Annotated in this window: 29 protein-coding genes; 16 read left to right on the top strand and 13 right to left on the bottom strand. The window is 61.8% G+C overall.

What is annotated here, in order from left to right:
- Positions 1 to 9 precede the first annotated feature (9 nt).
- The 8 genes from rsxA to J5J83_RS02560 all read left to right on the top strand — a co-directional run bounded on the left by rsxA (position 10) and on the right by J5J83_RS02560 (position 6,458).
- Positions 10 to 594 carry an electron transport complex subunit RsxA gene (gene rsxA, locus J5J83_RS02595; protein ID WP_212344946.1) on the top strand — a complete coding sequence of 195 codons (585 nt, stop codon included), beginning with the start codon at positions 10 to 12 and terminating at the stop codon, positions 592 to 594.
- Between the two features lie 105 nt (positions 595 to 699).
- Positions 700 to 1,251: an electron transport complex subunit RsxB gene (gene rsxB, locus J5J83_RS02590; protein ID WP_212344943.1), complete on the top strand. Its 552-nt coding sequence runs from the start codon at positions 700 to 702 to the stop codon at positions 1,249 to 1,251.
- Positions 1,248 to 2,936, top strand: coding sequence for an electron transport complex subunit RsxC (rsxC, locus tag J5J83_RS02585; protein WP_212344941.1), 1,689 nt, complete (start codon positions 1,248 to 1,250; stop codon positions 2,934 to 2,936). The genes rsxB and rsxC overlap by 4 nt, the downstream gene beginning before the upstream one ends.
- Before the next feature lie 4 nt (positions 2,937 to 2,940).
- Positions 2,941 to 3,945: an RnfABCDGE type electron transport complex subunit D gene (locus J5J83_RS02580; RefSeq protein ID WP_212344939.1), complete on the top strand. Its 1,005-nt coding sequence runs from the start codon at positions 2,941 to 2,943 to the stop codon at positions 3,943 to 3,945.
- Entirely contained in the window at positions 3,942 to 4,604 is a 663-nt protein-coding gene (rsxG, locus tag J5J83_RS02575) for an electron transport complex subunit RsxG (protein ID WP_212344928.1), read from the top strand. The genes J5J83_RS02580 and rsxG overlap by 4 nt, the downstream gene beginning before the upstream one ends.
- 12 nt (positions 4,605 to 4,616) lie before the next feature.
- Positions 4,617 to 5,339 (top strand): electron transport complex subunit E, encoded by a 723-nt coding sequence (locus J5J83_RS02570; protein ID WP_212344926.1) that lies wholly within the window; start codon positions 4,617 to 4,619, stop codon positions 5,337 to 5,339.
- An 11-nt stretch (positions 5,340 to 5,350) separates the two neighbouring features.
- The gene (nth, locus tag J5J83_RS02565) at positions 5,351 to 5,983 is read left to right on the top strand and encodes an endonuclease III (RefSeq protein WP_212352753.1); all 633 of its coding nucleotides are present in this window, start codon (positions 5,351 to 5,353) and stop codon (positions 5,981 to 5,983) included.
- Positions 5,984 to 6,026: 43 nt separating this feature from the next.
- Positions 6,027 to 6,458, top strand: coding sequence for a DUF1841 family protein (locus tag J5J83_RS02560; RefSeq protein WP_212344924.1), 432 nt, complete (start codon positions 6,027 to 6,029; stop codon positions 6,456 to 6,458).
- A 31-nt stretch (positions 6,459 to 6,489) separates the two neighbouring features.
- Here J5J83_RS02560 and J5J83_RS02555 read toward each other — a convergent pair whose 3' ends face one another.
- Both J5J83_RS02555 and J5J83_RS02550 read right to left on the bottom strand, forming a co-directional pair.
- Positions 6,490 to 6,822 carry a cytochrome c gene (locus J5J83_RS02555; RefSeq protein ID WP_212344922.1) on the bottom strand — a complete coding sequence of 111 codons (333 nt, stop codon included), beginning with the start codon at positions 6,820 to 6,822 and terminating at the stop codon, positions 6,490 to 6,492.
- Entirely contained in the window at positions 6,819 to 7,139 is a 321-nt protein-coding gene (locus J5J83_RS02550) for a cytochrome c (protein WP_212344920.1), read from the bottom strand. The genes J5J83_RS02555 and J5J83_RS02550 overlap by 4 nt, the downstream gene beginning before the upstream one ends.
- A gap of 154 nt (positions 7,140 to 7,293) precedes the next feature.
- Between J5J83_RS02550 and J5J83_RS02545 the strand changes: the two genes are divergently transcribed.
- The 3 genes from J5J83_RS02545 to J5J83_RS02535 are packed head-to-tail and all read left to right on the top strand — an operon-like array spanning position 7,294 to position 10,722.
- Positions 7,294 to 8,145, top strand: coding sequence for a MoxR family ATPase (locus J5J83_RS02545; RefSeq protein ID WP_212344919.1), 852 nt, complete (start codon positions 7,294 to 7,296; stop codon positions 8,143 to 8,145).
- 10 nt (positions 8,146 to 8,155) lie between these two features.
- Complete coding sequence (locus J5J83_RS02540) at positions 8,156 to 9,538, top strand: HDOD domain-containing protein (RefSeq protein ID WP_212344916.1); 1,383 nt, start codon at positions 8,156 to 8,158, stop codon at positions 9,536 to 9,538.
- 5 nt (positions 9,539 to 9,543) lie between these two features.
- Positions 9,544 to 10,722 (top strand): VWA domain-containing protein, encoded by a 1,179-nt coding sequence (locus J5J83_RS02535; RefSeq protein WP_212344914.1) that lies wholly within the window; start codon positions 9,544 to 9,546, stop codon positions 10,720 to 10,722.
- A 47-nt stretch (positions 10,723 to 10,769) separates the two neighbouring features.
- Here J5J83_RS02535 and J5J83_RS02530 read toward each other — a convergent pair whose 3' ends face one another.
- Positions 10,770 to 11,540: an MBL fold metallo-hydrolase gene (locus J5J83_RS02530; protein ID WP_212344912.1), complete on the bottom strand. Its 771-nt coding sequence runs from the start codon at positions 11,538 to 11,540 to the stop codon at positions 10,770 to 10,772.
- A 237-nt stretch (positions 11,541 to 11,777) separates the two neighbouring features.
- Positions 11,778 to 12,290, bottom strand: a complete 513-nt coding sequence (locus J5J83_RS02525; protein ID WP_212344910.1) for a MarR family transcriptional regulator — start codon at positions 12,288 to 12,290, stop codon at positions 11,778 to 11,780.
- Positions 12,291 to 12,500: 210 nt separating this feature from the next.
- Here J5J83_RS02525 and J5J83_RS02520 point away from each other — a divergent pair, with 210 nt between their 5' ends.
- Entirely contained in the window at positions 12,501 to 13,931 is a 1,431-nt protein-coding gene (locus J5J83_RS02520; RefSeq protein ID WP_212344908.1) for a chloride channel protein, read from the top strand.
- A 1-nt stretch (position 13,932) separates the two neighbouring features.
- Here J5J83_RS02520 and J5J83_RS02515 read toward each other — a convergent pair whose 3' ends face one another.
- From J5J83_RS02515 to greB, 8 genes are all read right to left on the bottom strand, one after another.
- Positions 13,933 to 14,850: a fused MFS/spermidine synthase gene (locus J5J83_RS02515; RefSeq protein ID WP_249115594.1), complete on the bottom strand. Its 918-nt coding sequence runs from the start codon at positions 14,848 to 14,850 to the stop codon at positions 13,933 to 13,935.
- A gap of 88 nt (positions 14,851 to 14,938) precedes the next feature.
- Complete coding sequence (locus tag J5J83_RS02510; protein WP_212344907.1) at positions 14,939 to 15,892, bottom strand: branched-chain amino acid ABC transporter permease; 954 nt, start codon at positions 15,890 to 15,892, stop codon at positions 14,939 to 14,941.
- Between the two features lie 22 nt (positions 15,893 to 15,914).
- The gene (locus tag J5J83_RS02505; RefSeq protein WP_212344906.1) at positions 15,915 to 16,796 is read right to left on the bottom strand and encodes a branched-chain amino acid ABC transporter permease; all 882 of its coding nucleotides are present in this window, start codon (positions 16,794 to 16,796) and stop codon (positions 15,915 to 15,917) included.
- Positions 16,797 to 16,867: 71 nt separating this feature from the next.
- Entirely contained in the window at positions 16,868 to 18,082 is a 1,215-nt protein-coding gene (locus tag J5J83_RS02500; RefSeq protein WP_212344905.1) for an ABC transporter substrate-binding protein, read from the bottom strand.
- A 35-nt stretch (positions 18,083 to 18,117) separates the two neighbouring features.
- A complete protein-coding gene (locus tag J5J83_RS02495; RefSeq protein WP_212344904.1) occupies positions 18,118 to 18,840 on the bottom strand; it encodes an ABC transporter ATP-binding protein in 723 nt (240 codons plus the stop codon).
- 18 nt (positions 18,841 to 18,858) lie between these two features.
- Entirely contained in the window at positions 18,859 to 19,626 is a 768-nt protein-coding gene (locus J5J83_RS02490; protein WP_212344903.1) for an ABC transporter ATP-binding protein, read from the bottom strand.
- Positions 19,627 to 19,868: 242 nt separating this feature from the next.
- Complete coding sequence (gene htpG / locus J5J83_RS02485; protein WP_212344902.1) at positions 19,869 to 21,800, bottom strand: molecular chaperone HtpG; 1,932 nt, start codon at positions 21,798 to 21,800, stop codon at positions 19,869 to 19,871.
- 88 nt (positions 21,801 to 21,888) lie between these two features.
- Positions 21,889 to 22,449, bottom strand: coding sequence for a transcription elongation factor GreB (gene greB, locus J5J83_RS02480; RefSeq protein WP_212344900.1), 561 nt, complete (start codon positions 22,447 to 22,449; stop codon positions 21,889 to 21,891).
- A 298-nt stretch (positions 22,450 to 22,747) separates the two neighbouring features.
- Between greB and J5J83_RS02475 the strand changes: the two genes are divergently transcribed.
- From J5J83_RS02475 to J5J83_RS02460, 4 genes are all read left to right on the top strand, one after another.
- Complete coding sequence (locus J5J83_RS02475; protein ID WP_212344898.1) at positions 22,748 to 22,963, top strand: YdcH family protein; 216 nt, start codon at positions 22,748 to 22,750, stop codon at positions 22,961 to 22,963.
- 46 nt (positions 22,964 to 23,009) lie between these two features.
- Positions 23,010 to 24,314: an O-acetylhomoserine aminocarboxypropyltransferase gene (locus J5J83_RS02470; protein WP_212344896.1), complete on the top strand. Its 1,305-nt coding sequence runs from the start codon at positions 23,010 to 23,012 to the stop codon at positions 24,312 to 24,314.
- Between the two features lie 4 nt (positions 24,315 to 24,318).
- Positions 24,319 to 25,125: an alpha/beta hydrolase gene (locus tag J5J83_RS02465; protein ID WP_212344894.1), complete on the top strand. Its 807-nt coding sequence runs from the start codon at positions 24,319 to 24,321 to the stop codon at positions 25,123 to 25,125.
- A gap of 107 nt (positions 25,126 to 25,232) precedes the next feature.
- Entirely contained in the window at positions 25,233 to 26,027 is a 795-nt protein-coding gene (locus tag J5J83_RS02460; RefSeq protein WP_212344891.1) for a DUF2189 domain-containing protein, read from the top strand.
- Between the two features lie 4 nt (positions 26,028 to 26,031).
- Here J5J83_RS02460 and J5J83_RS02455 read toward each other — a convergent pair whose 3' ends face one another.
- A complete protein-coding gene (locus tag J5J83_RS02455; RefSeq protein ID WP_212344888.1) occupies positions 26,032 to 26,880 on the bottom strand; it encodes an endonuclease/exonuclease/phosphatase family protein in 849 nt (282 codons plus the stop codon).
- Positions 26,881 to 26,939 lie beyond the last annotated feature (59 nt).

Genomic DNA, 26,939 nt, shown 5'->3' with positions numbered 1-26,939 from the left:
CCTCGGATCATGAGCAGTTATATTTTCGTTGTCATCGGCGCAGTCCTGGTCAACAACGTCGTCTTCGTCCGCATTCTCGGCCTGTGCCCCTTCATGGGCGTGTCGAAGAAGCTCGAGACTGCGATCGGCATGGGCGCGGCAACCACCTTCGTCCTGACACTGGGCTCAGGCTCCAGCTATCTGATCGATCATTACCTGCTGGTACCGTTCGATCTTGCCTATCTGCGCACTTTGTCCTTCATCGTGGTCATTGCTGCGATCGTGCAGTTGACCGAACTCGTCATTCAGAAAACCAGTCCACTGCTGCATCAGGTCCTCGGCATCTACCTGCCGCTGATCACGACGAACTGTGCGGTTCTTGGCGTACCGCTGCTCAACGTAGGGCTGCGTCATGATCTACTCGAATCGCTGCTGTTCGGTTTCGGCTCTTCAATCGGATTCACGCTCGCGCTGGTACTGTTCGCTGGCATCCGCGAACGGCTGGACGGCGCCGACGTCCCCCTTCCATTCAAGGGGACGGCCATTGCGATGATCACGGCCGGGTTCATGAGCCTCGCCTTCATGGGCTTTGCCAGCCTGGATCGTTTTCACTGATGCGCCAATGCCGCCCGGGGCCTTCGACCGCAATCCCTGATCTGGCGCAAACCTCCACAGCCTGTTGCTGTCCATCATTGCGCAATCCGCACGACTGAACCACGAATGCTTACAGCCCTCCTCATCATGACCGGGATCGCCCTGGTGCTCGGCGCAGCGCTGGGGTATGCCGCCATTCGCTTCCGCGTGGAAGGCGATCCCCTGGTCGAAAAAATCGACGCCATCCTGCCGCAGACTCAGTGCGGCCAGTGCAGCTATCCGGGCTGCAAGCCGTATGCCGAGGCCATTGCCAAGGGCGAGGCCGACATCAACCAGTGCCCGCCCGGTGGCGAAGAAGGCATCCGCAAACTGGCGGACCTGCTCGGGCGTGAGTTCAAGCCGCTCTCCGAAGAGCACGGCGTGGAAAAGCCCAAGTCGGTCGCGCTCATCGACGAACAGACCTGTATCGGCTGCACGCTGTGCATCCAGGCCTGTCCAGTGGATGCCATCGTCGGCGCCGCCAAGCAGATGCACACCGTGGTCGAGCCGCTCTGCACCGGTTGCGAGCTGTGCCTGGCGCCGTGCCCGGTCGACTGCATCACGATGGTGGAAGTCCCTGAAACGGTCCAGACGTGGAAATGGAAATACCCCGTCTTCGAGCTCAGGAAATCTGCATGATCACGCGTCTTTTCAGTTTCCGTGGCGGGGTCAAGCCCGACGCCCACAAGAGCGAATCCGCCCATGCGCCGATCGCCATGGCGCCGATGCCCGAGCGCCTGATCGTGCCGCTGCGACAGAGCACGCGCGCCACCGCACGTTGCATCGTGCAGGTCGGCGACCTTGTACTCAAGGGGCAGCGTATCGGCGAACCCGAGGGCACACTCGGTACCGCGGTACATGCGCCGACTTCAGGCAAGGTCATCGAGTTCGGCCTGCATCCGCTTGCCCACCCTTCCGATCTGAATACCCGTTGCGTGGTCATCGAGCCCGACGGTGCCGATCGCTGGATCGAGCGCCAGGTGTTCGACTACCACACCGCCTCGCGCGAACAGGCGCTAGCGCAGTTGCGTGATTGCGGCATTGTCGGCCTCGGTGGCGCCACCTTTCCCAGCCACGTCAAGCTCGGGCGCGGCACCGGAATCGAAACCCTGATCCTGAACGGCGCCGAATGCGAACCCTGGATCACCTGCGATGATCGCCTGATGCGCGAACGCGCGCGGGACATCCTCGCAGGCGCATCGATTCTGCGCGATCTCATCGGCGCCCGCCGCCTCGTGATCGGTATCGAGGACAACAAGCCGGAGGCCATCGCAGCGATGCAGGCTGCCGCCTCGAATATCGACGGCGAGACTTCTGTCGTGGCCGTGCCTTCACTTTATCCCGCTGGCGGTGAAAAGCAGCTGATCCGGGTCCTCACCGGCATCGAGATCCCCTACGGCAAGCTGGGAGCAGAATTCGGCGTGCAGTGTTTCAACGTCGGCACCGCACACGCCGTCTATCGGGCACTCGCGCATGGCGAACCGCTGCTGTCCCGCATCGTCACCCTGACCGGCAACGTCGCCCGCGCGGGCAACTACGAAGTGTTGATCGGCACGCCGATCTCACACCTGTTGACGCTTTGCGGCCCTAAACCCGATACCGACCGCACCCTGATGGGTGGCCCGATGATGGGCTTCGCGCTGCCGCGCCTCGATGTACCGGTTGTGAAGGGCACCAATTGCATCATCTCCGCGTCCCCTGCCCTGTTTCCGCCGCCGCTGCCCGAACAGCCATGCATCCGCTGCGGCGAATGCGCACGTGCCTGCCCCGCCGAGCTCCAGCCGTTCGAGCTCTATTGGTTCAGCCGCGCACACAATTTCGGCAAGGCACAGGAATACAACCTGTTCGACTGCATCGAATGCGGCTGCTGCAGCTACGTCTGCCCGTCGCACATCCCGCTGGTGGACTATTACCGTTTCGCCAAGAGCGAGATCTGGGCACGCGAACGCGAAAAGTCCGCTGCGGATCAGGCCCGCGATCGCTTCGAGTTCCGCAATTTCCGCCAGGAACGCGAAAAAGAAGAGAAAGCCGCCAAGCTGGCTGCGAAGGCGGCGGAAACACGGGCAAAACTCGGCGACACGCCTGCGCCAAGCACTGCCGCCAAAGCCGACGAAGACCCCAAGAAAGCGCTGATTGCCGCCGCGCTTGCGCGCGCCAAGGCACAGAAGGAAGCCGTGCAGCCACGCAACACGGACCAGCTCAGCGCGGACACCGAAGCTGAAATCGCCGAGATTGACGCCCGCCGGATCAAGGCATCGCTTGAAGATCCTGCAGCATCCGGTAATCCCCCCTCACCCGACCGCTCGCCCGAATCCACCCCCTGAGCCGATGATCCATTCTCCCTACATCCGCAAGCCGGCCAGCGTGCAGCGCGTCATGTTCAACGTGCTGCTCGCCCTCGTGCCCGGAATCGCAGCATACGTCTGGCAGATCGGCGCAGGCATCCTAGTCAATATCGCAATCGCCACGCTCACCGCCGTCGCGGCAGAAGTGATCATGCTGTCATTGCGCAAGCGTCCGGTCATGCTCGCTGCCACCGATCTCTCGGCTGTGGTCACGGCATGGCTGGTGGCGCTCGCGTTTCCGCCCATCGTGCCATGGTGGCTGACCGTGCTCGCAGTACTCGTGGCCATCGTCGCCGTCAAGCATCTGTATGGCGGGCTTGGACAGAATCCGTTCAATCCGGCCATGGCTGCGTATTGCACCATGATCGTGGCCTACCCCGCACTGATGTCGCAATGGCCGGCCGCCGGCACCGTTGACTTCGCCACCCAGCTCCATCTCATTCTAGGCGGCGCGCGCGAACTCGACGCCGTCACCGGCGCCACTGCGCTCGATGCGCTGCGAACCGGATTACGGGCCAATGGGAGCGTCGCCACGCTGCTGCAGTCAAATACGTATGGCGCCGTCGGTGGCCGCGGCTGGGAATGGATCGCGGCAGGCTATCTGCTGGGCGGCCTGTTCCTGCTGGCGTCGCGCACCATCACCTGGCATTTGCCAACAGGCTTCCTCGTCGGCCTGGGTGTCACGTCGGGCATCTTCTGGCTTATTCATCCCGAGCAATTCGCATCGCCGCTGTTCCACCTTGCCAGCGGCGGCGCCATGCTGGCCGCCTTTTTCATCGTCACCGATCCGGTATCGGGTGCCACCACACCGCGCGGCAAACTCATTTTTGCCGCTGGCGTCGGCCTCATTGCCTACCTGATCCGTGCCTTCGGCGCCTATCCCGAAGGGATCGCCTTCGGGGTCTTGCTGATGAATATCTGCGTGCCGCTGATCGACATGAAGACCCAGCCAGCGGTGTTTGGCCACCGCGGAGGACGTCAACCGTGAGTACCAAGTATTCCGCCGCCCGCACCTCGCTGCGCACGGCAGCGATCATGACGGTGTTCACCCTCGCGTTCACCGCGATCATGGCCTACACCCACGACGTCACCCGCCCTGCCATCGACGCCTCGGTGCAGGAGGAACAGATGCGCCTCATCAACGAGGTCCTGCCGCCCGCGAGCTACGACAACGACCTGCTGGCCGACATGATCTCGATCCATGGCGAAGCTGCACTGGGTCCGGATGGCAGCGTGCGCGTGTGGCGCGCGCGCAAAGAAGGCATGCCGGCGGCACTGGTCATCGAAGCGGCCGCGGGAGACGGCTACGCCGGCCGCATCGGTTTCGTGCTGGCACTGCGCGCCGATGGAACGGTCATCGGGGTGCGGGTAACAAACCACAAGGAAACACCGGGGCTCGGCGACTACATTGATCCGAAGAAGGATCGCAACAAGAAGCACCCCTGGATCAGCCAGTTCGAAGGCGTCACCTGGTCGACGCTGGAACAGGAAAAATGGGCCGTGCGCAAGGATGGCGGTGCCTTCGACTATCGCACTGGCGCAACCGTCAGCCCGCGCGCGCTGGTGCGCGCAGTCGGTCGCGCGGCGGCCTTCGGCGTGGCGCACGCCGATGCCCTCTTTGTCGCAGCACCGGGCAGTACGCTGTAAGGAGCGCTTGAAATGAACATGCAGACCTTGCGCGAAAGCGCCTACAACGGACTGTGGAAGCAGAATACCGGCCTCGCCCAGTTGCTCGGCCTGTGCCCGATTCTTGCCATCAGCACCAACATGGTGAACGCAGTCAGCCTCGGTCTGGCGACCATCCTGGTGATGGCACTGGCCAATCTCGCCGTTGCGAGCCTGCGCAACCTCATTCCTTACGAGATCCGTATTCCGGTCTTCATCCTGATCATCGCCGCGCTAGTCACCGTGGTGGATCTCGCTTTCAATGCCTGGTTGCACAGCCTCTATCTCGTGCTCGGCATCTTCATTCCGCTGATCGTCACCAATTGCATCGTGCTTGCGCGGGTCGAGGCCTTCGCCGCCAAGAACGATGCGCTGTCGTCCACCGTCGATGGCGTGATGATGGGTTTCGGCCTGCTCTGGGTGCTCGCGCTTCTGGGCGGTTTGCGCGAGTTGATCGGATCGGGCACCTTGTTCGCAGGCATCGACATGATTTTTCCCGGGGCCTCGCCGCTGGTCGTCTTCGGTGACGACTATCCGGGCTTCCTGATCACCATTCTGCCACCGGGCGCATTCTTTGCCCTCGGGTGCCTGATTGCCCTTTACAACGCCATCAATGCGCGTCTCGCGGCACGTGCGCGCGCCCGCCCACAATCCACGGCGACGAATACCGCGTCCGGCCATGACGCCGAACCCGACGCGACGCCGGCTGCCGGCTGAACATGACGAAGATGAAGCGCGAGGCGATCGACGAGTTCTTCCGTCGTCTTGCCGCAGCCAATCCCGCACCGCAGACCGAACTCGAATACGACACGCCGTATCAGTTGCTGGTCGCGGTCGTGCTTTCGGCACAAGCCACCGACAAGAGTGTCAATATCGCCACCCGTCGTCTGTTCGCAGCCGCCCCCACACCCGAAGCTATGATCACGCTGGGCGAGGACGGCGTAGCCGAGCATATCAAGACCATAGGCTTGTTCCGCAACAAGGCGAAGAACACGGTCGCCCTCTCGCGCATGCTGCTCGAACGCCATGGCGGCGAGGTGCCTGCAAATCGCGATGCACTCGAGGCGCTTCCTGGTGTGGGCCGCAAGACCGCCAATGTCGTGCTCAATACGGTTTTTCGGCAACCCGTCATGGCGGTGGATACCCACATCTTCCGCGTCTCGAACCGGACCGGCCTCGCCCCTGGCAAGGACGTGCTCGAAGTCGAACATGCCCTGATGAAACGCGTGCCGAAAACCTATCTGCTCGACGCGCATCACTGGCTGATCCTGCATGGTCGCTACACCTGCACCGCGCGCAAGCCGGACTGTGTTGCCTGCTGCGTGCGCGACTTGTGCAACTTTCGCGACAAGACCGCCTGAACCGTCGTTGGGCTCGACTCCCCTCCATCACGCCGAGAGCAATATGTTCAATCCTTCCCGCGAACAGGTCCGCAGCTTCTTTATCGACGCTTGGCGCAAGCACGGCGCCCGTGAGTTGCTGACCCCGCTTGAAACCATTGCGGCCGACATCCTCGAGAACCACCCCGAATACCATGCCCTGGTGACAGACCCCGAAGCCGTCGATCGCGACTTTTCCCCGGAAGATGGTCAGGTGAACCCGTTTCTTCACCTGTCCTTGCATCTCGCCATCGAAGAACAATTGTCGATCGATCAACCGCCTGGCCTGCGCAGCGCCTTCGACGCAGCCTGCGCCAAACGCGGCAACCGCCATGACGCATTGCACGATGTACTCGAATGCCTGGGCGAGACCATCTTCAACGCGCAGCGTAACAATACGGCGCCCGACGGCATGGCCTACCTGGACTGCGTGCGGCGGCGCGCGGGATTGCTCTGAGCCCACACGCCGCGCACTTTAGCGCGCTAGGCTAACGTTTGAACACGAGACCTTCCTGGCTGGAGAACCAGGCCGCCAGATCGGCGAGGTCTCCCTTACCCAGATTCTCGACCTGAGCGGCCATGATCGGGTTCTTGCGTTTTCCCGCCTTGTAATCGAGCAGCGCGCGAAACAGGTAATCTTCATACTGTCCGGCAATCCGCGGAAATGCGGACGACGCACTGTTGCCGTCGGCGCCATGGCATGCAGCGCATACGGTGGATTTTTCCTTGCCTTTCATCGGGTCGCCGGCATGGGCGATACCGCTTCCGAGCAGCGCAAGGACAAAGGTGCAAACCGCGCCTTTCAAGACCGTTCTGCTCATTGCGCACCTCCGTAATAGGCCGCCAGATCGGCCATATCCTGCTCGGAGAGTGAGCCGGCAATGCCCTGCATGCTGGGGTGACTTCGTTCGCCCGCCTTGTACGCCTCGAGCGCGCGCACGATGTAGTCCGGGTGCTGACCGCCGAGTTTGGGTACCGAATAGACGTCGGGGAAACTCGTCCGATATCCCGGGATTCCATGACAGCCAATGCAGGCTGAATTCTTCGCCTTTCCGGCTTCGGCGCTCCCTTCGGCAGCATGTGCCGCAAATGCAGCCGCCGTAACCATTGCCGCCAGTAGCAGATGTCGTCCCTGCATGGTGTCTCCTCTCTGTTGGAACCTGACGAAAAGCGAATGCGCTCCCCACCTCGGGCACCGGCGTGACGCAAGGTGGCAAGCAATTTCATGTCATCGGTCGTCCAGCGCGAACCCTAGTCCTATAATCAGCAAAAATTAATCAGAGGATTCCCGCATGCCCCAACTTCGCTTCGAAGGAAGCAAGCACTATGTGGCGACACCAGACCTCATGCTTGCGGTAAACGCGGCTATCTGCCTGCAACGCCCCTTGCTGATAAAGGGCGAGCCGGGGACAGGCAAGACCTTGCTCGCCGAGGAAGTTGCCACGGCACTCGGCCTTCCACTGCTGCAATGGCACGTCAAATCGACCACCAAGGCCCAGCAGGGGCTCTACGAATACGACGCGGTATCCCGCCTGCGGGATTCGCAACTGGGTGACGACCGGGTCAAGAACATCGCCAATTACATCGTCAAGGGCGTGCTTTGGCAGGCATTCGAGGCCGACACCCCGACCGTCGTCCTGATCGACGAGGTTGACAAGGCCGACATCGAGTTCCCGAACGATCTCCTGCGCGAACTCGATCGCATGGAGTTTCACGTCTATGAGACCCGCGAGACCGTTCGCGCCCGCCATCGCCCCATCGTCTTCATCACCTCCAACAACGAAAAGGAGTTGCCTGACGCATTTCTGCGTCGCTGCTTCTTTCACTACATCCGCTTTCCTGACCGCGACACCATGCAGCAGATCGTGGACGTGCATTTCCCTGACATCCGCAAGGCCTTGCTCACGGAGGCGCTCGAAGTCTTCTTCGGTCTGCGCGCGATTTCCGGACTCAAGAAGAAACCATCGACATCGGAGCTCATCGACTGGTTGAAGTTGCTGGTGGCCGAGGACATCCCGCCCGAGGCACTGCGGTCGCGCGACAATGCAATAGTCATTCCTCCGCTGGCGGGTGCGCTGCTGAAGAACGAGCAGGACACTCATCTTTTCGAGCGGCTTGTGCATATGGCCAGACAGAACCGCTGAGATCGTCATCATGTTCAAGAAGCTCCTGAACTGGCTTTTTGGCCGCAAGCCTGCGATGCCGGCGCCGGCGCCCTCCGGATTCGAGACACTCAATCGGCAGGCGCCACTGCGCAAGGCGCAAGCTGCGAGCACCGAGCCGCAGGGTGCGCCGCATGAGATCGGCGCCACCTACATCTGCCGCGAAGCTATCCTGAACCGGCAGCAAAAGATTGCCGGCTACCAGTTTCTACTGCAGGCCGCCGCGCTCCACCACATCCGCAACAGCTCCCGTCGCGTTCATCACCTGTACGCCGAAGTGCTGGTCAACAGCCTGGTGCATGCCAACATCGGCAGCTTGCTCGGGCCAAGAGCCGCCTTCATCGACGTGCCGGACTCCTTTCTCGATCACGAATGCATTTCGCGATTGCCCCCGGCAAACATGGTGCTCGTTCCCGTCCGACTGTCGGACGCCGGCGCCCCGTCGCCCGAGGCACTGGCAGCGACGATACGGCGCCTGCGTTCGCAGGGCTACAACATCGGTCTGCCCGACCCACGATCCGAGCCTGAATATGCCCATCTGCTTGCGCTGGCGAATGTCGTCTTCATCCGGGCGTCCCGGCTGAGCGCCGACCAGGCGCTGGCACTCACGGCGGAAATTGCCGACAAGGCGCCCCAGGCCGTCCTGTTGGCGCGGGACCTGCCCGGACTGGAGGATTTCAGCTTCTGTTACAAGATGGGTTGCGGTCTCTTTCAGGGCCCATTCATCACCAGCCGCGAAGACTGGCGGGATCACCAGCTCGGCCCCAACTTCACCCGCCTTGCGGTACTCGCCGGGAAACTCCGCAGTCAGGCCGACACCGGCGATGTGGTCGCCATGCTGAAGCAGGACGCAGCACTCACCGTCCGCCTGCTGCGCTACATCAACTCCGCTGCAAACGGCCTGCCCGAGCATGTTTCGTCGATCGAGCGCGCGCTGATCCTGCTCGGGCGCGACAGGCTCTATCGCTGGGTGATGCTGCTGATGTGCAGCAGCGATGCCCAGGAAGGCCGCGCCTCTGCCGTGCTCGAGACTGCCCTCGTGCGCGCCCGCATGATGGAACTCACCGGCACGAATCAGCAGGCGGCCGAACGCGAAACCCTCTTCCTGACGGGATTGCTGTCACTCATCGACGTCATTCTCAAGGTGCCGATGGCGCGTGCAATGAACACGCTCGGCGTGACATCGGACATCGAGGCGGCCATCCTGCGTGGCGAGGGTGCGCTCGGTGCGCGGCTAAAGCTGGCGCAGGCGAGCGAAGGGAGCGATCCGGACGCTTTGCGGACCGCGGCCGAGGCGTGCGGCATTGCGCCCGAGGATGCCGCACGCTGCCAAATGGAAGCCTTGGCCTGGGCACTGGATATGCAGAGGGCCTGAGACAAATGCTCATCGACTTCTTCCTGCATCTCAAGGCACATCGCCTGCCGGTGTCCACACGCGAGTTTCTCAGCCTGCTCGAAGGCCTGCGCGCAGGCCTGTGCAACCACTCGCTCGACGACTTCTACCTCTGGTCCCGAACCTGCCTGATCAAGGACGAGAGCCTCTACGATCGTTTTGATCAGGCCTTTGGCACCTATTTCAACGACGTTTCCTCACTCCCGGGGCTCGATGTCGACTTGCCCGAGGACTGGTTGCGCGCAGCGATGAAGAAGCACCTGACACCCGAAGAGCAGGCTCGCCTCGAAAAACTCGGCTGGGAAGCGCTGATGGACACCTTCCGCAAGCGCCTCGAGGAACAGGCGGATCGCCATCAGGGTGGATCGAAATGGATCGGCACCGGCGGCAGTTCGCCATTCGGCAACAACGGAACCCACCCCGAGGGCATTCGTGTCGGCGGCGAGTCCGCCGGCAATCGCACCGCCGTAAAGGTGTGGGACCGGCGCGAATTTCGCAACCTGGACGACGGCGTCGAACTCGGCACGCGCAACATCAAGGTCGCCTTGCGCCGGCTGCGTCGTTTTGCCCGCGAAGGCGCCGCCGAAGAGCTGGACCTGGACGGTACCATCTCGGCAACGGCACGCAATGCAGGCTGGCTCGATCTGATGATGCGGCCCGAGCGGCACAACGCGGTCAAGGTGTTGCTGTTTCTGGATGTCGGCGGATCAATGGACGATCACGTCAAGGTCTGCGAAGAACTCTTTTCGGCCTGCAGGAGCGAATTCAAGCACCTGGAGTACTTCTACTTCCACAACTGTGTGTACGAAACCGTATGGAAGGACAGTACCCGGCGCCATCACGAACGCATTCCGCTGATGGAGGTCATTCATCGCTTCGGCCCGGACTACAAGCTGATCTTCGTCGGCGACGCCACCATGAGTCCGTACGAGATCGTCCACCAGCACGGATCGATCGAACACATGAACGCCGAACCCGGCGCCACATGGCTGCGGCGCCTGCTCGATACTTACCCTGCTGCTGCCTGGCTCAATCCGGAACCTGAACGCCTGTGGGAATACCGCAAGTCGATTGACCTGATACATCAGATCGTTGGCGGCCGCATGTTCCCGATGACGCTCGACGGACTGAGCCGGACGATGCAGTCACTTTCGAAGAAGCATTGACCCGAAGCCGGACGCGCGCCGCGAACGGCCGAAACCAGCACGTGCGCTCAAGGCGCACGGTAGTTGTCCTGGGTCATCAGATCGACACCACACTGCAGGTTCTCGATCCAGTCCAGAAAGCGATTGACCATCACCTTTCCTTCGAAGCGTGCACCGTGCTGCGGTACGATCATGTCGACATCGAGGGCCCGTACCATATTGACCCAGAATCGACAGATCTTGTTCGAGATCATGTAGCGGCGGTGAAAACCGATCATGAACGGAATATGATCGTCGAAATTCGTCACGGGCTTGAGCGCCACGTCGTGATCGATGAGCGAAGCGCCCATGTCGCCGCTGAACAGAATCCTGGACACCGGATCATAAAACTGGAAATTGCCTTCCGAGTGCATGAAGTGAGCAGGCAAGGCCTTGACCTTGCTCGCACCCAGGGGAACCAGCATGCCTTCGTCGGGAATGCCGATAATCCGGTCGGAATAATCCCTGCCGGTGGTGAAGTGCGGCAGGAACCTCGACCACAGCTTCGAAATGAGAACCCGGCAATTGGTCGTCACCATCCACTTGTTGAGCGATGCGATGATGTCCGGATCGGCGTGCGAGGCAAGAATGTAGTCCAGGTTGCGCGACGGAAAGTAGCGTTGCATTCCCATCAGCAACCCGTTGTAAGTCATGTTGCCACCCGGATCGATCAGTGCGCCATGATCGCCATCGACGATGAGGAACTGGTTGCATTGCACGGCATGATCGGACGCTTCATCGACAAGGTCATAGAAGGCCAGGCACACATGCTTTCCATCGTTGTATAACTCGACTGCCATCGTTCGGACGCCCCGCAAATAAACAGCCCGCACGCGCGGGACAGAAGCAGCGACTGTACATCAGTCCCGCTCATGCGTCTTGCCTAAGCGCATTGGCCTTGATGTTGATCAAAGCACTTCATGCAAACGCAAGAAGACGTTGTGAAAAAAAGGGCGACCCCGTCGGAGTCGCCCTCAAGCTGCTGTCCGCACAAGTGCGAAACGGTTGACCGGAATGCCCGCCGGTCCGGGTTTCCATCACTCGGTAAATGGCAATGGCTGCATGCCAAAGCCATCGTCGAGTACCTTGATCTGCTTGAGCAACCCGTCCAGCTCGGTCTGCAGTCTGGTCAGATCCTCGACGTCGAGCAGGCGCAATGCTTCAGGCAGGATGCCACGCGCCGGGGACGGCGCCCGCGCCAGCAGCGCTACCCCCTCGTCGTTCAGATACAGCCTCACCACACGCTGGTCCGCACTGGTGCGTTCCTTGCGGATCAGGCCACCGGTCTCGAGGCGATCGATCATGTTCGACGCGGTCGATTGGTGAAGCGCCATCCGGTTGGCCAGTTCTCCTACGCGCAGCCCCGGTGCCTCGCTCAATTCCTGCAGCGCCCACAACTGCGCCCCTGTCACACCACTCTGGCGCTCGATCCACTGGGAATGCCGCTGCGCGGTTCTGATCAGCACCCTGAACCGTTGGAGAACGGACAAGGGACTGACCTGTCGGTGCTTGTCTGCGGGCTTCGTCACAGGATTTTGTGTTTGGGGCATTACGATTGGCTCCGACTATATTTTCTCAAACAATGATTGTCAAAAAATTCGCCGACAGAAGCGGTCTCGCGTATCGTAACCATCTTGGGTCGAAAGCGCGTGATATTGGCCTCGGGTTTGTCCAAAAACAGCGTTTTCGTGACCAAGAGGTGCTCTTCGTCCTTTCAAATTCGTGCTCGCCGCCCCTGCGGCAATCAATTCAATCGAAAAATGCAGCCCCCCGACTCCGCAACGGAAAACCAACAGCACATCCATAAACGCGCGTTTCGACATATTGCCCGCGGCGGCCGCCGCTACGCGCTCCCCTGGCTCTCCATCCGGCGCTGGCGTAAGCGCCTCCTGCTCGTCGGTGCCGCACTGCTCGCCGGCGCCATCGCCATCGCTTTCGCCATCGGCGCCGAACTCGCGATCGCCACCCACCAGTCGCTGATGGATCGAAGTCCCTGGCTGAGCCTGCTCATCGCACCGAGCGGGTTTGCCGCCATGGCGTGGCTGACGATCCGGTTCTTCCCCGGCACGGAGGGCAGCGGCATTCCGCAGGCCATTGCCGCCTCGCTGACCGACGACCCGCTGTTACGGCGCCGCTTCCTGTCGTTCAAGATCGCCATTGCCAAAGTGTTCCTCACCCTCGGCGGCCTGCTTTCCGGTGCATCGATCGGTCGTGAGGGTCCTTCCGTGCAGGTCGGCGCGTCGGCCATGCACATGCTGGCCGGAAAGCGATTCGGCAAGATCGCCAACAGCCGCGATCTCATCATCGCCGGAAGTGGCGCGGGCATCGCAGCCGCATTCAACACGCCATTGGGCGGGATCATGTTCGCGATCGAGGAGATCTGCCGTCATCATCCCTTCCGCGCCAACAGCACGACCTTGATTGCAGTCATTTTCGCCGGTCTGATGTCGCTCGCGGTACTGGGCAACTACACCTATTTCGGCCGCACGCCGGCCGCCATCAGCTGGCCCGACGGCACCTGGCTGATCCTGGTCTGCGGCATTCTTGGCGGACTGCTGGGCGGCGGTTTTTCACGCCTGCTGATTGCCTCTTCGCGACAACTGCCCGGGCGTCTGGGCGCATTCTCGGACTCGAGACCGGTGGCATTCGCCGCAGCCTGCGGGCTCGCGACAGCCATTATCGGCCTGGCCACAGGTGGCCTGACCTATGGCACCGGTTATGGCGAATCCAAGGCAGCGCTGGAAGGCGTCGAGCAATTGCCGCTTTACTTCATGCTTGCCAAGCTGCTGGTGATCTGGCTGGCGTTCGTTGCACGCATACCCGGCGGGATCTTCGCACCTGCGCTCGCAGTGGGTGCGGGGCTGGGCGCGGACCTGGCGCCATTTTTCGCTGAAGAACAGCACGCTGCCATCCTTGTCCTGGGCATGGTCGCGTTCCTGGCTGCGATGACGCAGGCCCCCATCACCTCGCTGGTGATCGTCATGGAAATGACGGCCAACCATCAGATGCTGCTGCCGATCATGGCCACTGCAGTGGTGGCGAACGCAGTGTCGAAATCGGTCGCTCCGCTGCCGATCTACCACACCATTGCACATGCCATGCTGCGGCGCGCCGATCATGAAGTCCATCACAAGCACGTGCCCGACGAGCAACCGGCTCAGCCGATTGCCGAGAAAGCCTCCGCATCCTGACTCAAGCGGACATTCGCTGCGCCAGCCGCATGTGATGACCGCGTTCGAGCAGCTGGGCGAAACGGGGAAAATCCAGCCCCATTCGCCCCTGCAGCTCGGACGCGATCGCTTTCATCCATTTCCATCGCGGCGCGAATGACGAATCCCTGAACGCGAACAACAGGAAATTTCCGTCCTCGCGAACCGACATGGCGATCACGCCATCGTCGAAGACCTCCCGGATGCGTGCGACGTGCGCCGCATACATGGCCTTGTCGCCTGCAATATTCATCACCATGACGCCGTTTCCGGTCAGCGTCGCGTGTGCATCGTGATAGAAGCCGGATGTCGTCAAGGCAGTCGCAAGGCCATGCTCGTCGAACAGATCGACGATCAGGACATCGGCGCGCTGCTCGCGACGAGCGAGATGCTCGATCGCATCGCCGCATACGATGCGAAAGCGCGCGTCGTCCGGGGGCACGAGAAACGCCTCACGCAAGGCGATTACATCCGGATCGAGTTCCAGCACGGTAATCGTCGCACCCGGCAGGTGCCGATAGCAGAATTTCGCCAGCGACCCGCCGCCGAGCCCGAGCAGGCTCACCGAGCGTGGGCGCGGGTTGAACAACAGGAAGGCCATCATGCCCTGAGTGTAGGCAAGCTCGAGCGCATGTGGCGCAGCAATCCGCATTTCGCTTTGCTGAAAGCGGAACGAGCCGAAATAGATGGAACGCAACCCATCGTGTTCGAACACGAAGGGTTTCGGGTAGGCCCCGGACACGAGCGCCGCCGCCAGCTCATCCTCACTGCGCCAGGCCGGCTCCATCAGCCTGACAATGCCGGGCTCGTCGGGGAACGGACTTGGCATCTCGAACAGCTCGTCGATCCGCGTACCACAGTCACGCCCGTCGTCGCCTGCCCTGCGCTTACGGATACTCAAGAGTTCATCCAGAGATGATTCATCACCGGCTGCATTCTAGTGCAAGCCGGAACGATCCCGCGACGTCGACGGCAGGCGGCGCCCCGAATTAACGAATGCCGGCGCGCTGAATGAGCGCCTGCAATTCGCCGACAATGCCACGCCGGAACAGCATCACGCACACGACGAAGATTCCACCCATGATCACCGTGACCCACGAGCCCACCGAATCGGCGAGCTCGGACTGCAGCGACACCACGGTCGCCGCCCCGACCAGCGGCCCCAGGATCGTTCCCAGCCCGCCGAGCAGTGTCATCAACACCACCTCGCCAGAGGTGTGCCAATGGACATCGGTCAGCGATGCGAGCTGGAACACGAGCGTCTTGGTCGCGCCGGCGAGACCGGCAAGCGATGCCGAAATCACGAAGGCCATCAGCTTGAATCTATCCACGTCATAGCCGAGTGAGATCGCCCGCGGTTCGTTCTCGCGGATGGCCTTGAGAATCTGGCCGAATGGCGAATGCACCGTCCGGTAGATGACGAAGAAACCCAGGCAGAACACGAAAAGCACCAAGTAGTACATGGCGATATTGTCGGACAGGTCGATCACGCCGAAGAGATTCCCGCGCGGCACCCCCTGGAAACCATCCTCGCCACCGGTGGCGCGCACCTGCAACACGACGAAATACACCATCTGCGCCAGCGCCAGCGTGATCATCGCAAAGTAGATACCCGTACGCCGGATCGCGACGACACCGAACACCCATCCCAGCACGCCGGCGGCCACCGTACCGCCAATCAGGCCGAACTCCGGCGTAAGTCCCACATCGCGCACCAGCATGCCGCAGACATAGCCTGCAGTGCCGAGAAACGCCGCATGCCCGAAGGACAGCAAACCGGCGAATCCCAGCAGCAGATTGAATGCACAGGCGAACAGTCCGAAGCACAGGATCTTCATCAAGAAGGTCGGATAGACGGCAAACGGCGCCACCAGACCGATGAGAAACAACAGCGCAAACAGATAGGGGGTGGCGCGGTCAAACATGGAGTCATTGGTCTTCATGTATCTGATCCTCTGTTCCACATCAGGATTTGCCAAACAGGCCTGCAGGTCTGACCAGCAGGACGATCACCATGATGATGAAGACCACCACCGCCGAACCCTCCGGATAGAACACCCGTGTCAGGCCCTCGATCAGCCCGAGTCCGAGTCCGGTCACGATCGCCCCCATGATCGACCCCATCCCGCCGATGACGACGACAGCGAACACCACGATGATCAGGTTTGAGCCCATCAGCGGATTCACCTGGTACACGGGCGCCGCCAATACGCCTGCAAATGCAGCCAGCGCGACGCCGTAGCCGTAGGTGAATGTAATCAGCAAGGGCACATTGATGCCCAGCGCCTGCACCATCTGGGGGTTCTCGGTACCCGCACGCAGATAGGCCCCGAGCTTGGTCTTCTCGATCATGAACCAGGTGCCGAAACACACCGTAAGCGCAGCAACGACGATCCAGCCGCGATAGATCGGCAAATACATGAAGCCGAGATTCACGCCGCCCTCGAGCAGCGCCGGCACCGGGTAGGATTGCCCGGAAATGCCGTACTGGTCGCGAAAGACCCCCTCGAAGATCAGCGCCAGGCCAAAGGTCAGCAGCAAGCCATACAGGTGGTCGAGTTTGTACAACTTGCACAGCATCGTGCGCTCCAGGAGCACACCGAGGGCGCCGATGACGATTGGCGCCAGCAGCAGGGCCACCCAGTAATTGACGCCGAACTTCGTCAGCGCGATCCACGCCACGAAGGCGCCCATCATGTATTGCGCACCATGGGCGAAGTTGATGATGTTGAGCAGACCAAAGATGATTGCCAGGCCCAGACTGAGGATGGCGTAAAAGGAGCCATTGATCAGTCCCACCAGCAACTGGCTGCCGAGCAAGGCACTCGGAACACCGAAAATTTCCATTTGCAACTCCCGCAGCGGGGCGCGCCGGGCGCCCCGAGGTGCGACGTGAGATACGGATCAGCGCCAGAGACCTACTTCTTGATCAGCGGGCAGCGCGATTCCGACAAAGGCTGGAAAGCCTCAGCCGCAGGAATCGTCTGACGGACATGGTAGTAGTCCCACGGGTACTTGGATTCCTCGGGCTTCTTCACCTGCACCAGATACATGTCGTGGATCATCCGGCCATCGTCGCGGATCTTGCCGTTCTTGGCGAAGAAGTCGTTGATCGGCGTCTTCTTCATCTGCGCCATGACCTTGGCCGTATCGTCCGTGCCGGCCGCCTTCACCGCTCTCAGGTAATGGAGCACCGAAGAATACTGTCCGGCCTGGACCATGGAGGGCATTCGTTTCTGCTTGTCGAAGAAACGCTTCGACCAGGCCCGGGTGGCATCATTGAGATCCCAGTAGAAGCCGGTCGTCAGGTACATCCCCTGCGTGCTCTTGAGCCCGAGTGAATGGACATCGGTGATGAACATCAGCAGGCCGGCAAGCGACTGCTTCGGTGTAATCCCGAATTCGGAGGCCTGCTTGATCGCATTGGTGGTGTCCGCACCAGCATTGGCAAGACCGATGATCTGAGCCCCCGAGGCCTGCGCCTGCAAGAGGAATGAGGAGAAATCCGATGCCGGGAAGGGATGGCGCACCGAACCCAGCACCTTGCCGCCATTGGCGACGACGACCGCGGAGGAATCCTTCTCGAGCGCCTGACCGAAGGCATAGTCGGCCGTGAGGAAGAACCACGTCTTGCCGCCCTGCTTGGTCACGGCCTTGGCCGTGCCATTTGCCAGCGCATAGGTATCGTAGGTGTAGTGCACGCTGACATCGTTGCACTGTTCGTTGGTGATCGGAGTCGACGCCGGCCCACTCATCAACGCGATCTTGTTCATTTCCTTGGCAATCTTCATCACGGCCAGGGCGGTGGAGGTGGTCACCAGTTCGGTCGCGGCATCGACACCCTCGCGCTCAAACCACTCGCGTGCCTTGTTCGACGCGATGTCGGCCTTGTTCTGGTGATCTGCCGACACCATCTCGACCTTGAACGAAGGCTTGGCCTCGGCGATGAAGTCGTCGATCGCCATCTGCGTGGCCAGCACCGCACCCGAGCCGGCAAGGTCGGAATAGGTCCCGGACAAGTCGGTCAGCACGCCGATCTTGACCGTATCCCCCGAAATCTGGGCACTCGCGGTGCCCGAGAGGCCTGCGATCGCTGCACTACAGGCCAGGGTAATCAGTTTCTTCATCTGCATTGTCATGTCTCCGTCCCGGTTATTGTTCGCGCGGGTCAAACCCCGAGCGTCTGATGCAGCCAATCCATCTTCTGCGGCAAATCCGCCGCGGGGATGGTGGCGATGACCTCGCCATGCTCGAGCACGTAGTGCCGATCGGCGAGTGGTGCGGCAAAGCGGAAATTCTGCTCCACCATGACGATGGTGAAACTGCGCTTCTTCAACTCGGTGATGACTTCGCCGAGCTTCTTGACGATGACGGGCGCAAGACCTTCGGTAATCTCGTCCAGCAACAGGAGTTTGGCACCCGTGCGCAACACGCGCGCCATTGCCAGCATCTGTTGCTCTCCGCCGGACAGCTTGCTGCCCGGACTGGCCCTGCGCTCGAGCAGATTGGGAAACATCTCGTAGATTTCGCCCACCGACATGCCGCCACTGGCCACCTGCGGCGGCAGCATCAGGTTCTCTTCCGTGCTGAGCGAGGCGAAGATGGCACGTTCTTCCGGAACATAGCCGATGCCGTAACGCGCCATGCGGTGGGTCGGCTCGCCGATCACTTCCTTGCCGTTGACCATGATCGACCCGCTCCGCCGTCCCACCAGGCCAAGGACGGATTTAAGCGTGGTGGATCGGCCGGACCCATTGCGCCCGAGCAGCGTGACACATTCGCCGCGTGCCACCTTCAGATCGATACCATGCAGGATGTGGGACTCGCCGTAAAAGGAATGCAGATCGCTGATCCGCAACATCTCGGGTCGGGGCTGGAAGGCGCTGGTCATGGAATTGGCTGGCTGATGTCAGTGGTGGGCATCATTCATGTCGTCGGAGCCGACATACGCTTCGAGCACGCTGGGATCCTTCGACACCTCGTCATACGACCCCTCGGCGAGCACGCTGCCACGGGTGAGCACCGTGATGCGGTCGCACAGATTGGCAACCACCGACAGGTTGTGCTCGACCATCAGGATGCTGCGATTGGCCGAAACCTTGCGAATCAGGTCCACGACACGACTGATGTCCTCGTTGCCCATCCCCTGCGTCGGCTCGTCGAGCAGCATCATCTTGGGCTCCAGTGCCAGCGTGGTGGCGATCTCCAGCGCCCGTTTGCGCCCGTATGGCATTTCCGCCGTCACCGTATCGGCAAACGACGCCAGATCGACCGCTTCGAGCAACGCCATCGCCTTGTCGTTGAGGACGTCGAGCGACTTCTCCGACCGCCAGAAATGATATTCGGTGCCCAACTTGCGCTGCAGCCCGATACGGACGTTCTCCATGACCGTGAGATGTGGAAACGTCGCCGATATCTGAAAGGAACGCACCAAGCCGCGGCGGGCGGTGGCGGCAGGCGCCTCGTGGGTCACGTCGCGGCCATCGAACCGGATCGTCCCCGCGGTTGGCGGCAGGAATTTGGTCAGAAGGTTGAAGACAGTGGTCTTGCCTGCACCGTTGGGGCCAATCAGCGCGTGGATGTGACCACGCTGCACCTTGAGATTGACATCCGATACGGCGGCAAAGCCCTTGAATTCCTTGGTCAGCCCGTTCGTTTCGAGAATGAACTCGCTCATGCTCCATCCCGGCATTGATGCGGAAATCGCGTCGAACTGCGCGCAGTAGCTGCGTGTGCGTCTGTAATCCTCACTGCCTAGTCTTCCGTCATCGACCGGCAGCAACAAGTATCGTTAACCCGCATCCAGGCGCGATTACGCGCCGGAACCAACCCGCCCAAAAGCAAGCCGGGGCTGCCCACATCGCGTGTGGGCAGCCCCGGCTCCGATTCAACGCATTACCCGCGCGCGCGGGCTTGCGCTCAATGACCGCTCATGGCCAGCATCAACTGGTTGATGCGCTTGACGAAGGTCGCCGGATCATCGAGAGCGCCGCCTTCGGCCAGCAAGGCCTGATCGAACAGCACCGCGGCCCAGTCATCGAAGTTCTTGTCTTCGTATTTCAGCCGCAGCACAGCCGGATGCTTCGGATTGATCTCGAGGATCGGCTTGGACATCGGTGCGCTCTGACCCGCCGCCTTCAGGATGCGGGTCAGGTTCATGCCGAGATCGTGCTCGTCCGCTACCAGGCAGGCGGGCGAATCGGTCAGACGCAGCGTGACCTTGACGTCCTTCACCCGCTCGCCGAGACTGGCCTTCATCTTCTCGATCAGCTCCTTGTACTCGTCGGCCGCCTGCTCGGCTTCCTTCTTCTCGGCTTCGTCTTCCAGCGAGCCGAGATCGAGCCCGCCCTTCGCCACCGACTGCAGCTGCTTGCCATCGAACTCGGTAAGGTTGCCCAGCGCCCATTCGTCGACGCGATCCGACAGCAACAGCACTTCGATGCCCTTCTTGCGGAAGATCTCGAGATGCGGGCTGTTCTTCGCGGCATTGAACGACTCGGCGGTCACATAGTAGACCTTGTCCTGACCTTCCTTCATGCGACCGATGTAGTCCTTGAGCGACACCACCTCGTCCGGCGTATCGGCATGCGTCGACGCGAACCGCAGCAGGCCGGCAATCTTGTCCTTGTTGGCGAAATCCTCGCCCACGCCTTCCTTGAGCACCTTGCCGAACTCTTTCCAGAAAGTGGCGTATTTTTCCTTGTCGCCAGCCTCGTCGCTGGTGGCGAGATCCTCGAGCAGGCCCAGCACCTTCTTCGTACAACCGGCGCGGATGGTGTCGATGTCCTTGGACTCCTGCAGGATCTCGCGCGACACGTTGAGCGGCAGATCGGCCGAGTCGACCACGCCGCGCACGAAACGCAGATAGGTCGGCATCAGTTTTTCGGCGTCATCCATGATGAACACGCGCTTCACGTACAACTTGACGCCATGGCGCGCATTGCGATCCCACAGATCGAAAGGTGCGTGCGAGGGGATGTAGAGCAGCTGGGTATATTCCTGCCGGCCCTCGACGCGGGCATGGGTCCACGCCAGCGGCTCGTCGTAGTCGTGTCCGACGTGCTTGTAGAAGGCCTTGTATTCCTCTTCGCTGATGTCGTTGCGCGAGCGTGCCCACAGCGCATTGGCCTGGTTGACGGTCTCGTCTTCGTCGGTCAGGACCTGCGCTTTCTTTTCCTCGTTCCACTCTTCCTTCTTCATCACGATCGGCTGCACGATGTGATCGGAGTACTTGCGGATCAGGCTCTTGAGCTTCCACGACGACAGCAGATCGTCCTGGTCATCGCGCAGATGAAGCGTGATCTCGGTCCCGCGGCCCGCCTTCTCGATCGCGGCCACGGTGTACTCGCCAGCGGTTTCGCCGGTCATGCTGCACTCCCACCGCACGCCTTCGCTGATCGGCAGGCCGGCACGACGCGTCAGCACCGTCACCTTGTCCGCGACGATGAAGGCCGAGTAGAAGCCGACGCCGAACTGGCCGATCAGGTGAGCGTCCTTCTTCTGATCGCCGGTGAGTTTGCCGAAGAATTCCTTGGTGCCCGACTTGGCGATGGTACCGAGGTGGGCGACGACCTCCTCACGGCTCATGCCGATACCGTTGTCACTGATGGTAATCGTCCTGGCCTCGGCATCGAAGGACACGCGGATCTTGAGGTCGCTGTCGCCCTCGAAAAGCGCCGGTTGGTCGATAGCCTCGAAGCGCAGCTTGTCCGACGCATCCGAGGCGTTGGAAATCAGTTCGCGCAGAAAGATCTCGCGATTCGAATACAGGGAGTGGATCATGAGGTGAAGCAGCTGCTTCACTTCCGCCTGGAAATTCAGGGTTTCGGTGGCGGTCTGGGCGCTGGACATCTTGATGCGTCTCCGATGATGAAAAGTCGTGCGTCGGAGATTGGGGCCTCTGCCCTGATTTTCAAGCCCTGGCCCGCGCGCAACTCGCTCAGATGTATTGCACGTTGACGATTTCGATCTCGCGCACACCCGCCGGACTCATGAAACGCACCACATCGCCCGCTCGTGCCTTGATCAGCGCACGCGCCAGCGGCGAGATCCAGCTGATCATTCCCGCCGAAGCATTGGCTTCGTCCACGCCCACGATCTGCCATGTCTGCTCCGTGCCATCGGCGTCGTCGACATCGCAGATGGTGACGGTTGCACCAAAAAAAACCTGATCGACGTTCTCCTGCTCCGCAGGATCGACCACCTCGGCATTTTCGATACGCTTGATCAGGAACCGGATACGGCGGTCGATCTCGCGCAGACGCTTCTTGCCATAGATGTAATCTCCGTTCTCCGAGCGATCTCCGTTTCCGGCCGCCCACGCCACCGTTTCGACCATCTTCGGCCGCTCCACACGCAGCAGCTGGTCGAGTTCCTCGCGCAGTGCAAGGTTGCCACGCCGGGTCATGTAATTCTTGCTGCCCGGCGGCAGGCGAAGCGAGGGCGAAAGCGCATCTTCATCCTCATCGCCATCGCTTTCCTTTACGAACGCCTTGTTCATCAAAAACTCCGGAAGACTGGCGGAAACCCTTGATGGTAATGGATCGCACCGCGCTCCGCAGCACGAGGCCAAGTACACCGACGCGGTGACACTGTTCGGGACCGCCCCGTCGGTATGGCTTGCCCTGCGCCGATGGCGCGAACGTCCGGCATTGCCCTACCCCCGGCAGTTGCGCTTGTGCTGGCCCCATAGCGGCTGCGCCGACATTGTCATCGGCGCGCCTGCCGCATACCATTGACACAATGACGGTCCAAACCATGGCACAAGACAGGTGCCAGCACACCCCTGTGGGTTCGCAATGAACGACGATAACTTCGAAGACGTAACCAGCCTGCAATCGCGTCTGCTGCAATTGCGCGACGAGCATCGCGACCTCGATGAGGCCATCAACAAGCTGATTGCCGCCCCCACCGACGATCAACTGCTGATCCGACGCATGAAGAAGCGCAAACTCGCACTCAAGGACCGCATCGCCGTCATCGAACGCCTGATCGAACCCGATGATCTCGCCTGAGCCGGTTTTCCGCGCACAGCCCCACGCCAACTGACTCCCCCAGCCCATGACCGATACCGGACTTTTCGGCGCGGAGACGCTCGCTCTGCATGCGGGGCAATCGCCCGATGCCATGCATGGCTCTCGCGCGACGCCGATCCACTTCACCACCAGCTATGTCTTTGCCGATGCCGATCAGGCCGCGGCCCTGTTCAATCTCGAGCAGCCCGGCCATGTCTATTCGCGCATTTCGAATCCGACTAACGCCGTACTCGAAGAGCGCACCGCCGCACTCGAGGGAGGCGTCGGCGCGATTGCCGTCGCCAGCGGGCAGGCCGCGCTGCACCTCGCCGTCACCACGCTGATGGGTTGCGGCGGACATATCGTGGCTTCACGCTCGCTGTACGGCGGTTCGCACAACCTTTTCGCCTATACCCTGCCGCGGTTCGGCATCGAAACCACCTTCGTCGATCCACGCGACCCCGATGCCTGGCGCAGTGCGATTCGCCCCGAGACCCGCCTGCTGTTCGGTGAATCCCTCGGCAATCCCGGCCTCGACGTGCTCGATATCCCCACCGTCGCCGCCATTGCCCATGCGGCAAAGCTGCCGCTGCTGGTCGACGCGACCCTGGTCAGCCCGGCGCTGCAGCGGCCGTTCGACCTCGGCGCAGACCTGGTCATGCATTCGGCGACGAAATTCATCGGCGGCCATGGCGTCGCGGTAGGTGGCGTGCTCGTCGAAGGCGGACGTTTCGACTGGGAGGCCTCCGGCCTCTATCCAACCCTGACCGAGCCCTATGACGGTTTTCACGGGATGGACTTTGCCGAGGAGTCCCCGGTCGCCGCCTTCCTGTTGCGCGCGCGGCGCGAAGGACTGCGCGATTTCGGTGCCTGTCTGTCGCCGATGAATGCTTTTCAGATCCTGCAGGGACTGGAAACCCTGCCGTTGCGGATGCGCGCGCATGTCGACAACGCCCGCCGCGTCGCCGACCACCTCGCCGCCAGCCCGCTGGTGGACAGAATCGCCTATCCGGGCCTTGCGACCCATCCCGACCATGCGCTCGCCGAACGGCTGCTGCCAGACGGCTGCGGTGCGGTGCTCGCCTTCGACCTGAAGGGCGGTCGCGAAGCCGGGCGCGCGTTCATTGGCGCACTGCGACTGTTTTCGCATCTGGCAAACGTGGGCGATGCCAAGTCATTGGTGATTCACCCTGCCAGTACCACGCACTTCCGCATGTCGGCGCCTGACCTCGCCGCCAGCGGAATCGGCGAGGGCACGGTACGCCTGTCGGTCGGACTGGAAAGCTGCGGCGACCTTCTCGCGGACCTGGATCGCGGCCTCTACGCCGTCGGCAAGTTGCTCAAGGCCTGAAACAATGGACCGACTGATCAGACAGCAGACATGCCGCATCTATACCGGCGGCCGAGACTTCGACCCACGTTTGCCGAGCGTGGTGCTGATCCACGGCGCGGGTCACGATCACAGCGTATGGCATTACCAGGCCAGACATCTGGCGCATCACGGCTTCGGTGTGCTCGCCCCCGATCTGCCCGGCCACGGCGCATCCGCGGGGGCGCCGCTGGAGAGCATCGACGCCATGGCCGACTGGCTGCTGGACATGCTCGACGCCTGCGGTGTCGAACACGCCGTCCTTGCCGGTCACAGCATGGGTTCGCTGATTGCCCTTGCCACCGCCGCCCGTGCCCGCGAACGCACCCGCAAGCTGATCCTGATCGGCAGCGTCGCGCCCATGCCCGTTGCCCCTGCCCTGATCGATGCGGCCTGCAGCGCGCCCGGGCGTGCCCATGCCATGATCAATCAATGGTCCTACAGCGCAACGGCTCAGCTTGGCGCCAGCGCCAGTCCCGGCACCTCGCTTCTGGGCATCAATCAGCGCCTGATGGCGCGTCAGGCTGCAGGCGTGCTCGCGACCGACCTCAGGGCATGCGACGCCTGGCAGGATGGCCTGTCGTGCGCGGCGCAGGTGTCCTGCCCCACACTGCTGATTAGCGGCCAGCGCGACCAGATGACGCCGCCGCGTGCGGTAAAACCCCTATTCGATGCACTGGTCAACGTAGCGGGCGGTGCGCGTATGATGACGTTGCAGGGCGCCGGCCATGCCATGATGGCCGAAGCGCCACAGGCATTGAACAACGCAATCCGGGGATTTCTGAACACATAACACATACATCGATCGGGCAGATCGGCGCCCATGGCGCCGTGAATTGGGCACCGATCTGCCCCGCCCCGTTTTGCTGAAGCGAACCATCAGGACGAACGGAGAGAGACATGTCGCAGCCGAACGATTCGGAGCTTGAAGCCGCCGCCGCACTGCCCTTCCCGACGGTGAGGGATGTTCCATTCACCGCCCCCATCAGCTGGGTGACGCGCGCGCTGGGCGATCTCAAGGCCTGCCCGATACCCAGTCTGTTCTATGGATTCTGCTTCGCCGGCATGGGCCTGCTCATCACCTTCGTATTCGAGCATGCCTACGAGTACACCTCTGCGCTGACCTCGGGCTTCCTGCTGCTGGGCCCCTTCTTCGCCATGGGCTTGTACGAAATCAGCCGCCGTCATGAACGCGGCGAGCAGTGTGCGCTGACCCCGACGCTGACGGTCTGGAAGCGCAACGCCGGTAACATCGGCGTGTTTGCGGTCGTGCTCGGCGTCGTATTCCTGGTGTGGGCGCGCGCATCGCTGGTCGTTTTCGCGCTCTTCTACACCGACGAACTCCCCAACCTGTCAGGCTTTCTCGGCCAGCTGCTGGCCTTCGAGAACCTCGAGTTCCTGCTGGTGTACTTCGGCGTCGGCCTGATCTTCGCGACCCTCACTTTTGCCGTCAGTGTGGTGTCGATCCCGCTGATGCTCGATCGCAACCAGGATGCCATCAGCTCCATGCTGGCGAGCATTTCCGCACTGATTCGGAATCCTGCGGCCATGCTCATCTGGGCGCTGCTGATCGCCTCGCTCACCGTCATCGGCTTTCTGACCTTTCACCTTGGACTGGTCGTGCTGATGCCGCTCATCGGACACGCGACCTGGTATGCCTACCGCGACTTGGTCGAGCCCCTGCCCGCCAAATAGCGTCTCAGGCCAGATCGAGCACCAGCGGCTGATGGTCGGATGCGGCAGTGCCCGCGACAACACGCAAAGCACTGATCCGCGGCACGAGATCCGCACTGACAAAGGCAAAATCGCAGCAGAAGGCGTGGTCGGGCCACTCCGCGCCATGCAGCCCCACCGTCGGCGGGTGCGCTTGGGTGCCGTTGAGTGCCAGCCAAGCGTCACACAGCCGCGGCACCTCCGGCCCTGGATCCGATTGCAGGGCGATGTGCCCGGGCGAGCCCGGTTCGCAGTTGAAATCGCCGCACAATACGGCAGATGCCGGTCGCGGCCACGCCCTGAACCCGGGGTTGGCGTCCTTGTCCGGCACTCGAACACCCGCCCGCAGTGCCGACTCGCGATGAAGCGCAAGCAAGCGTTCAATCTGCGCCCCACGCTGCAGATCGGAGTAATACTCCAGATGGGTGTTCATGATCCGCACACTGCCACCACCCGACGCCAGCACCACCTCGACGCACATCCTTTGCATGTTCGGCACCGACGGATCGGGCGGCGATGGCAGCATGTGACGGAAGACCTGCCCCACCGCGATGCGCGACAGCGTCAGATTGCCGAAGCGCGCACGCCCCCCCTTGCCGTCGGGCACATCGAGCGCCGCACCGAATATTGCCTCGTAGCCGGGGAAGGCGGCGCTCAGCACACCGACACCGTCTTCGCCATGCCCACCCGCCAAGCCCGGAAAATTCTGCGCCACCTCCTGCAGGCAGATGACGTCAACATTGCCGATGTCGCGGATCACGCTCGCCGTGCGCTCGAGATCAACACGGCCATCGGCACCTCTTCCCCATTGGATGTTCCAGCTTACGATACGCATCGAAATACTCTGTTCAGTGGCAGTAATGGCATTATCCTACGCCGCACGCGACATCGCCG

The sequence above is a fragment of the Azoarcus sp. L1K30 genome (assembly GCF_018122735.1).
GTDB lineage: Bacteria > Pseudomonadota > Gammaproteobacteria > Burkholderiales > Rhodocyclaceae > Parazoarcus.
Note: the sequence above shows the minus strand (reverse complement) of the source record. Positions and strands in the feature narration are given on the sequence as shown.

Excerpts from the sequence above, each read along its gene's own strand:
- rsxA (WP_212344946.1), top strand. The coding sequence starts at position 10 with ATGAGCAGTTATATTTTCGTTGTCATCGGCGCAGTCCTGGTCAACAAC.
- rsxB (WP_212344943.1), top strand. The coding sequence starts at position 700 with ATGCTTACAGCCCTCCTCATCATGACCGGGATCGCCCTGGTGCTCGGC.
- rsxC (WP_212344941.1), top strand. The coding sequence starts at position 1,248 with ATGATCACGCGTCTTTTCAGTTTCCGTGGCGGGGTCAAGCCCGACGCC.
- J5J83_RS02580 (WP_212344939.1), top strand. The coding sequence starts at position 2,941 with ATGATCCATTCTCCCTACATCCGCAAGCCGGCCAGCGTGCAGCGCGTC.
- J5J83_RS02570 (WP_212344926.1), top strand. The coding sequence starts at position 4,617 with ATGAACATGCAGACCTTGCGCGAAAGCGCCTACAACGGACTGTGGAAG.
- nth (WP_212352753.1), top strand. The coding sequence starts at position 5,351 with ATGAAGCGCGAGGCGATCGACGAGTTCTTCCGTCGTCTTGCCGCAGCC.
- J5J83_RS02560 (WP_212344924.1), top strand. The coding sequence starts at position 6,027 with ATGTTCAATCCTTCCCGCGAACAGGTCCGCAGCTTCTTTATCGACGCT.
- J5J83_RS02555 (WP_212344922.1), bottom strand. The coding sequence starts at position 6,822 with ATGAGCAGAACGGTCTTGAAAGGCGCGGTTTGCACCTTTGTCCTTGCG.
- J5J83_RS02550 (WP_212344920.1), bottom strand. The coding sequence starts at position 7,139 with ATGCAGGGACGACATCTGCTACTGGCGGCAATGGTTACGGCGGCTGCA.
- J5J83_RS02545 (WP_212344919.1), top strand. The coding sequence starts at position 7,294 with ATGCCCCAACTTCGCTTCGAAGGAAGCAAGCACTATGTGGCGACACCA.
- J5J83_RS02540 (WP_212344916.1), top strand. The coding sequence starts at position 8,156 with ATGTTCAAGAAGCTCCTGAACTGGCTTTTTGGCCGCAAGCCTGCGATG.
- J5J83_RS02535 (WP_212344914.1), top strand. The coding sequence starts at position 9,544 with ATGCTCATCGACTTCTTCCTGCATCTCAAGGCACATCGCCTGCCGGTG.
- J5J83_RS02530 (WP_212344912.1), bottom strand. The coding sequence starts at position 11,540 with ATGGCAGTCGAGTTATACAACGATGGAAAGCATGTGTGCCTGGCCTTC.
- J5J83_RS02525 (WP_212344910.1), bottom strand. The coding sequence starts at position 12,290 with ATGCCCCAAACACAAAATCCTGTGACGAAGCCCGCAGACAAGCACCGA.
- J5J83_RS02520 (WP_212344908.1), top strand. The coding sequence starts at position 12,501 with ATGCAGCCCCCCGACTCCGCAACGGAAAACCAACAGCACATCCATAAA.
- J5J83_RS02510 (WP_212344907.1), bottom strand. The coding sequence starts at position 15,892 with ATGAAGACCAATGACTCCATGTTTGACCGCGCCACCCCCTATCTGTTT.
- J5J83_RS02505 (WP_212344906.1), bottom strand. The coding sequence starts at position 16,796 with ATGGAAATTTTCGGTGTTCCGAGTGCCTTGCTCGGCAGCCAGTTGCTG.
- J5J83_RS02500 (WP_212344905.1), bottom strand. The coding sequence starts at position 18,082 with ATGCAGATGAAGAAACTGATTACCCTGGCCTGTAGTGCAGCGATCGCA.
- J5J83_RS02495 (WP_212344904.1), bottom strand. The coding sequence starts at position 18,840 with ATGACCAGCGCCTTCCAGCCCCGACCCGAGATGTTGCGGATCAGCGAT.
- J5J83_RS02490 (WP_212344903.1), bottom strand. The coding sequence starts at position 19,626 with ATGAGCGAGTTCATTCTCGAAACGAACGGGCTGACCAAGGAATTCAAG.
- htpG (WP_212344902.1), bottom strand. The coding sequence starts at position 21,800 with ATGTCCAGCGCCCAGACCGCCACCGAAACCCTGAATTTCCAGGCGGAA.
- greB (WP_212344900.1), bottom strand. The coding sequence starts at position 22,449 with ATGAACAAGGCGTTCGTAAAGGAAAGCGATGGCGATGAGGATGAAGAT.
- J5J83_RS02475 (WP_212344898.1), top strand. The coding sequence starts at position 22,748 with ATGAACGACGATAACTTCGAAGACGTAACCAGCCTGCAATCGCGTCTG.
- J5J83_RS02470 (WP_212344896.1), top strand. The coding sequence starts at position 23,010 with ATGACCGATACCGGACTTTTCGGCGCGGAGACGCTCGCTCTGCATGCG.
- J5J83_RS02465 (WP_212344894.1), top strand. The coding sequence starts at position 24,319 with ATGGACCGACTGATCAGACAGCAGACATGCCGCATCTATACCGGCGGC.
- J5J83_RS02460 (WP_212344891.1), top strand. The coding sequence starts at position 25,233 with ATGTCGCAGCCGAACGATTCGGAGCTTGAAGCCGCCGCCGCACTGCCC.
- J5J83_RS02455 (WP_212344888.1), bottom strand. The coding sequence starts at position 26,880 with ATGCGTATCGTAAGCTGGAACATCCAATGGGGAAGAGGTGCCGATGGC.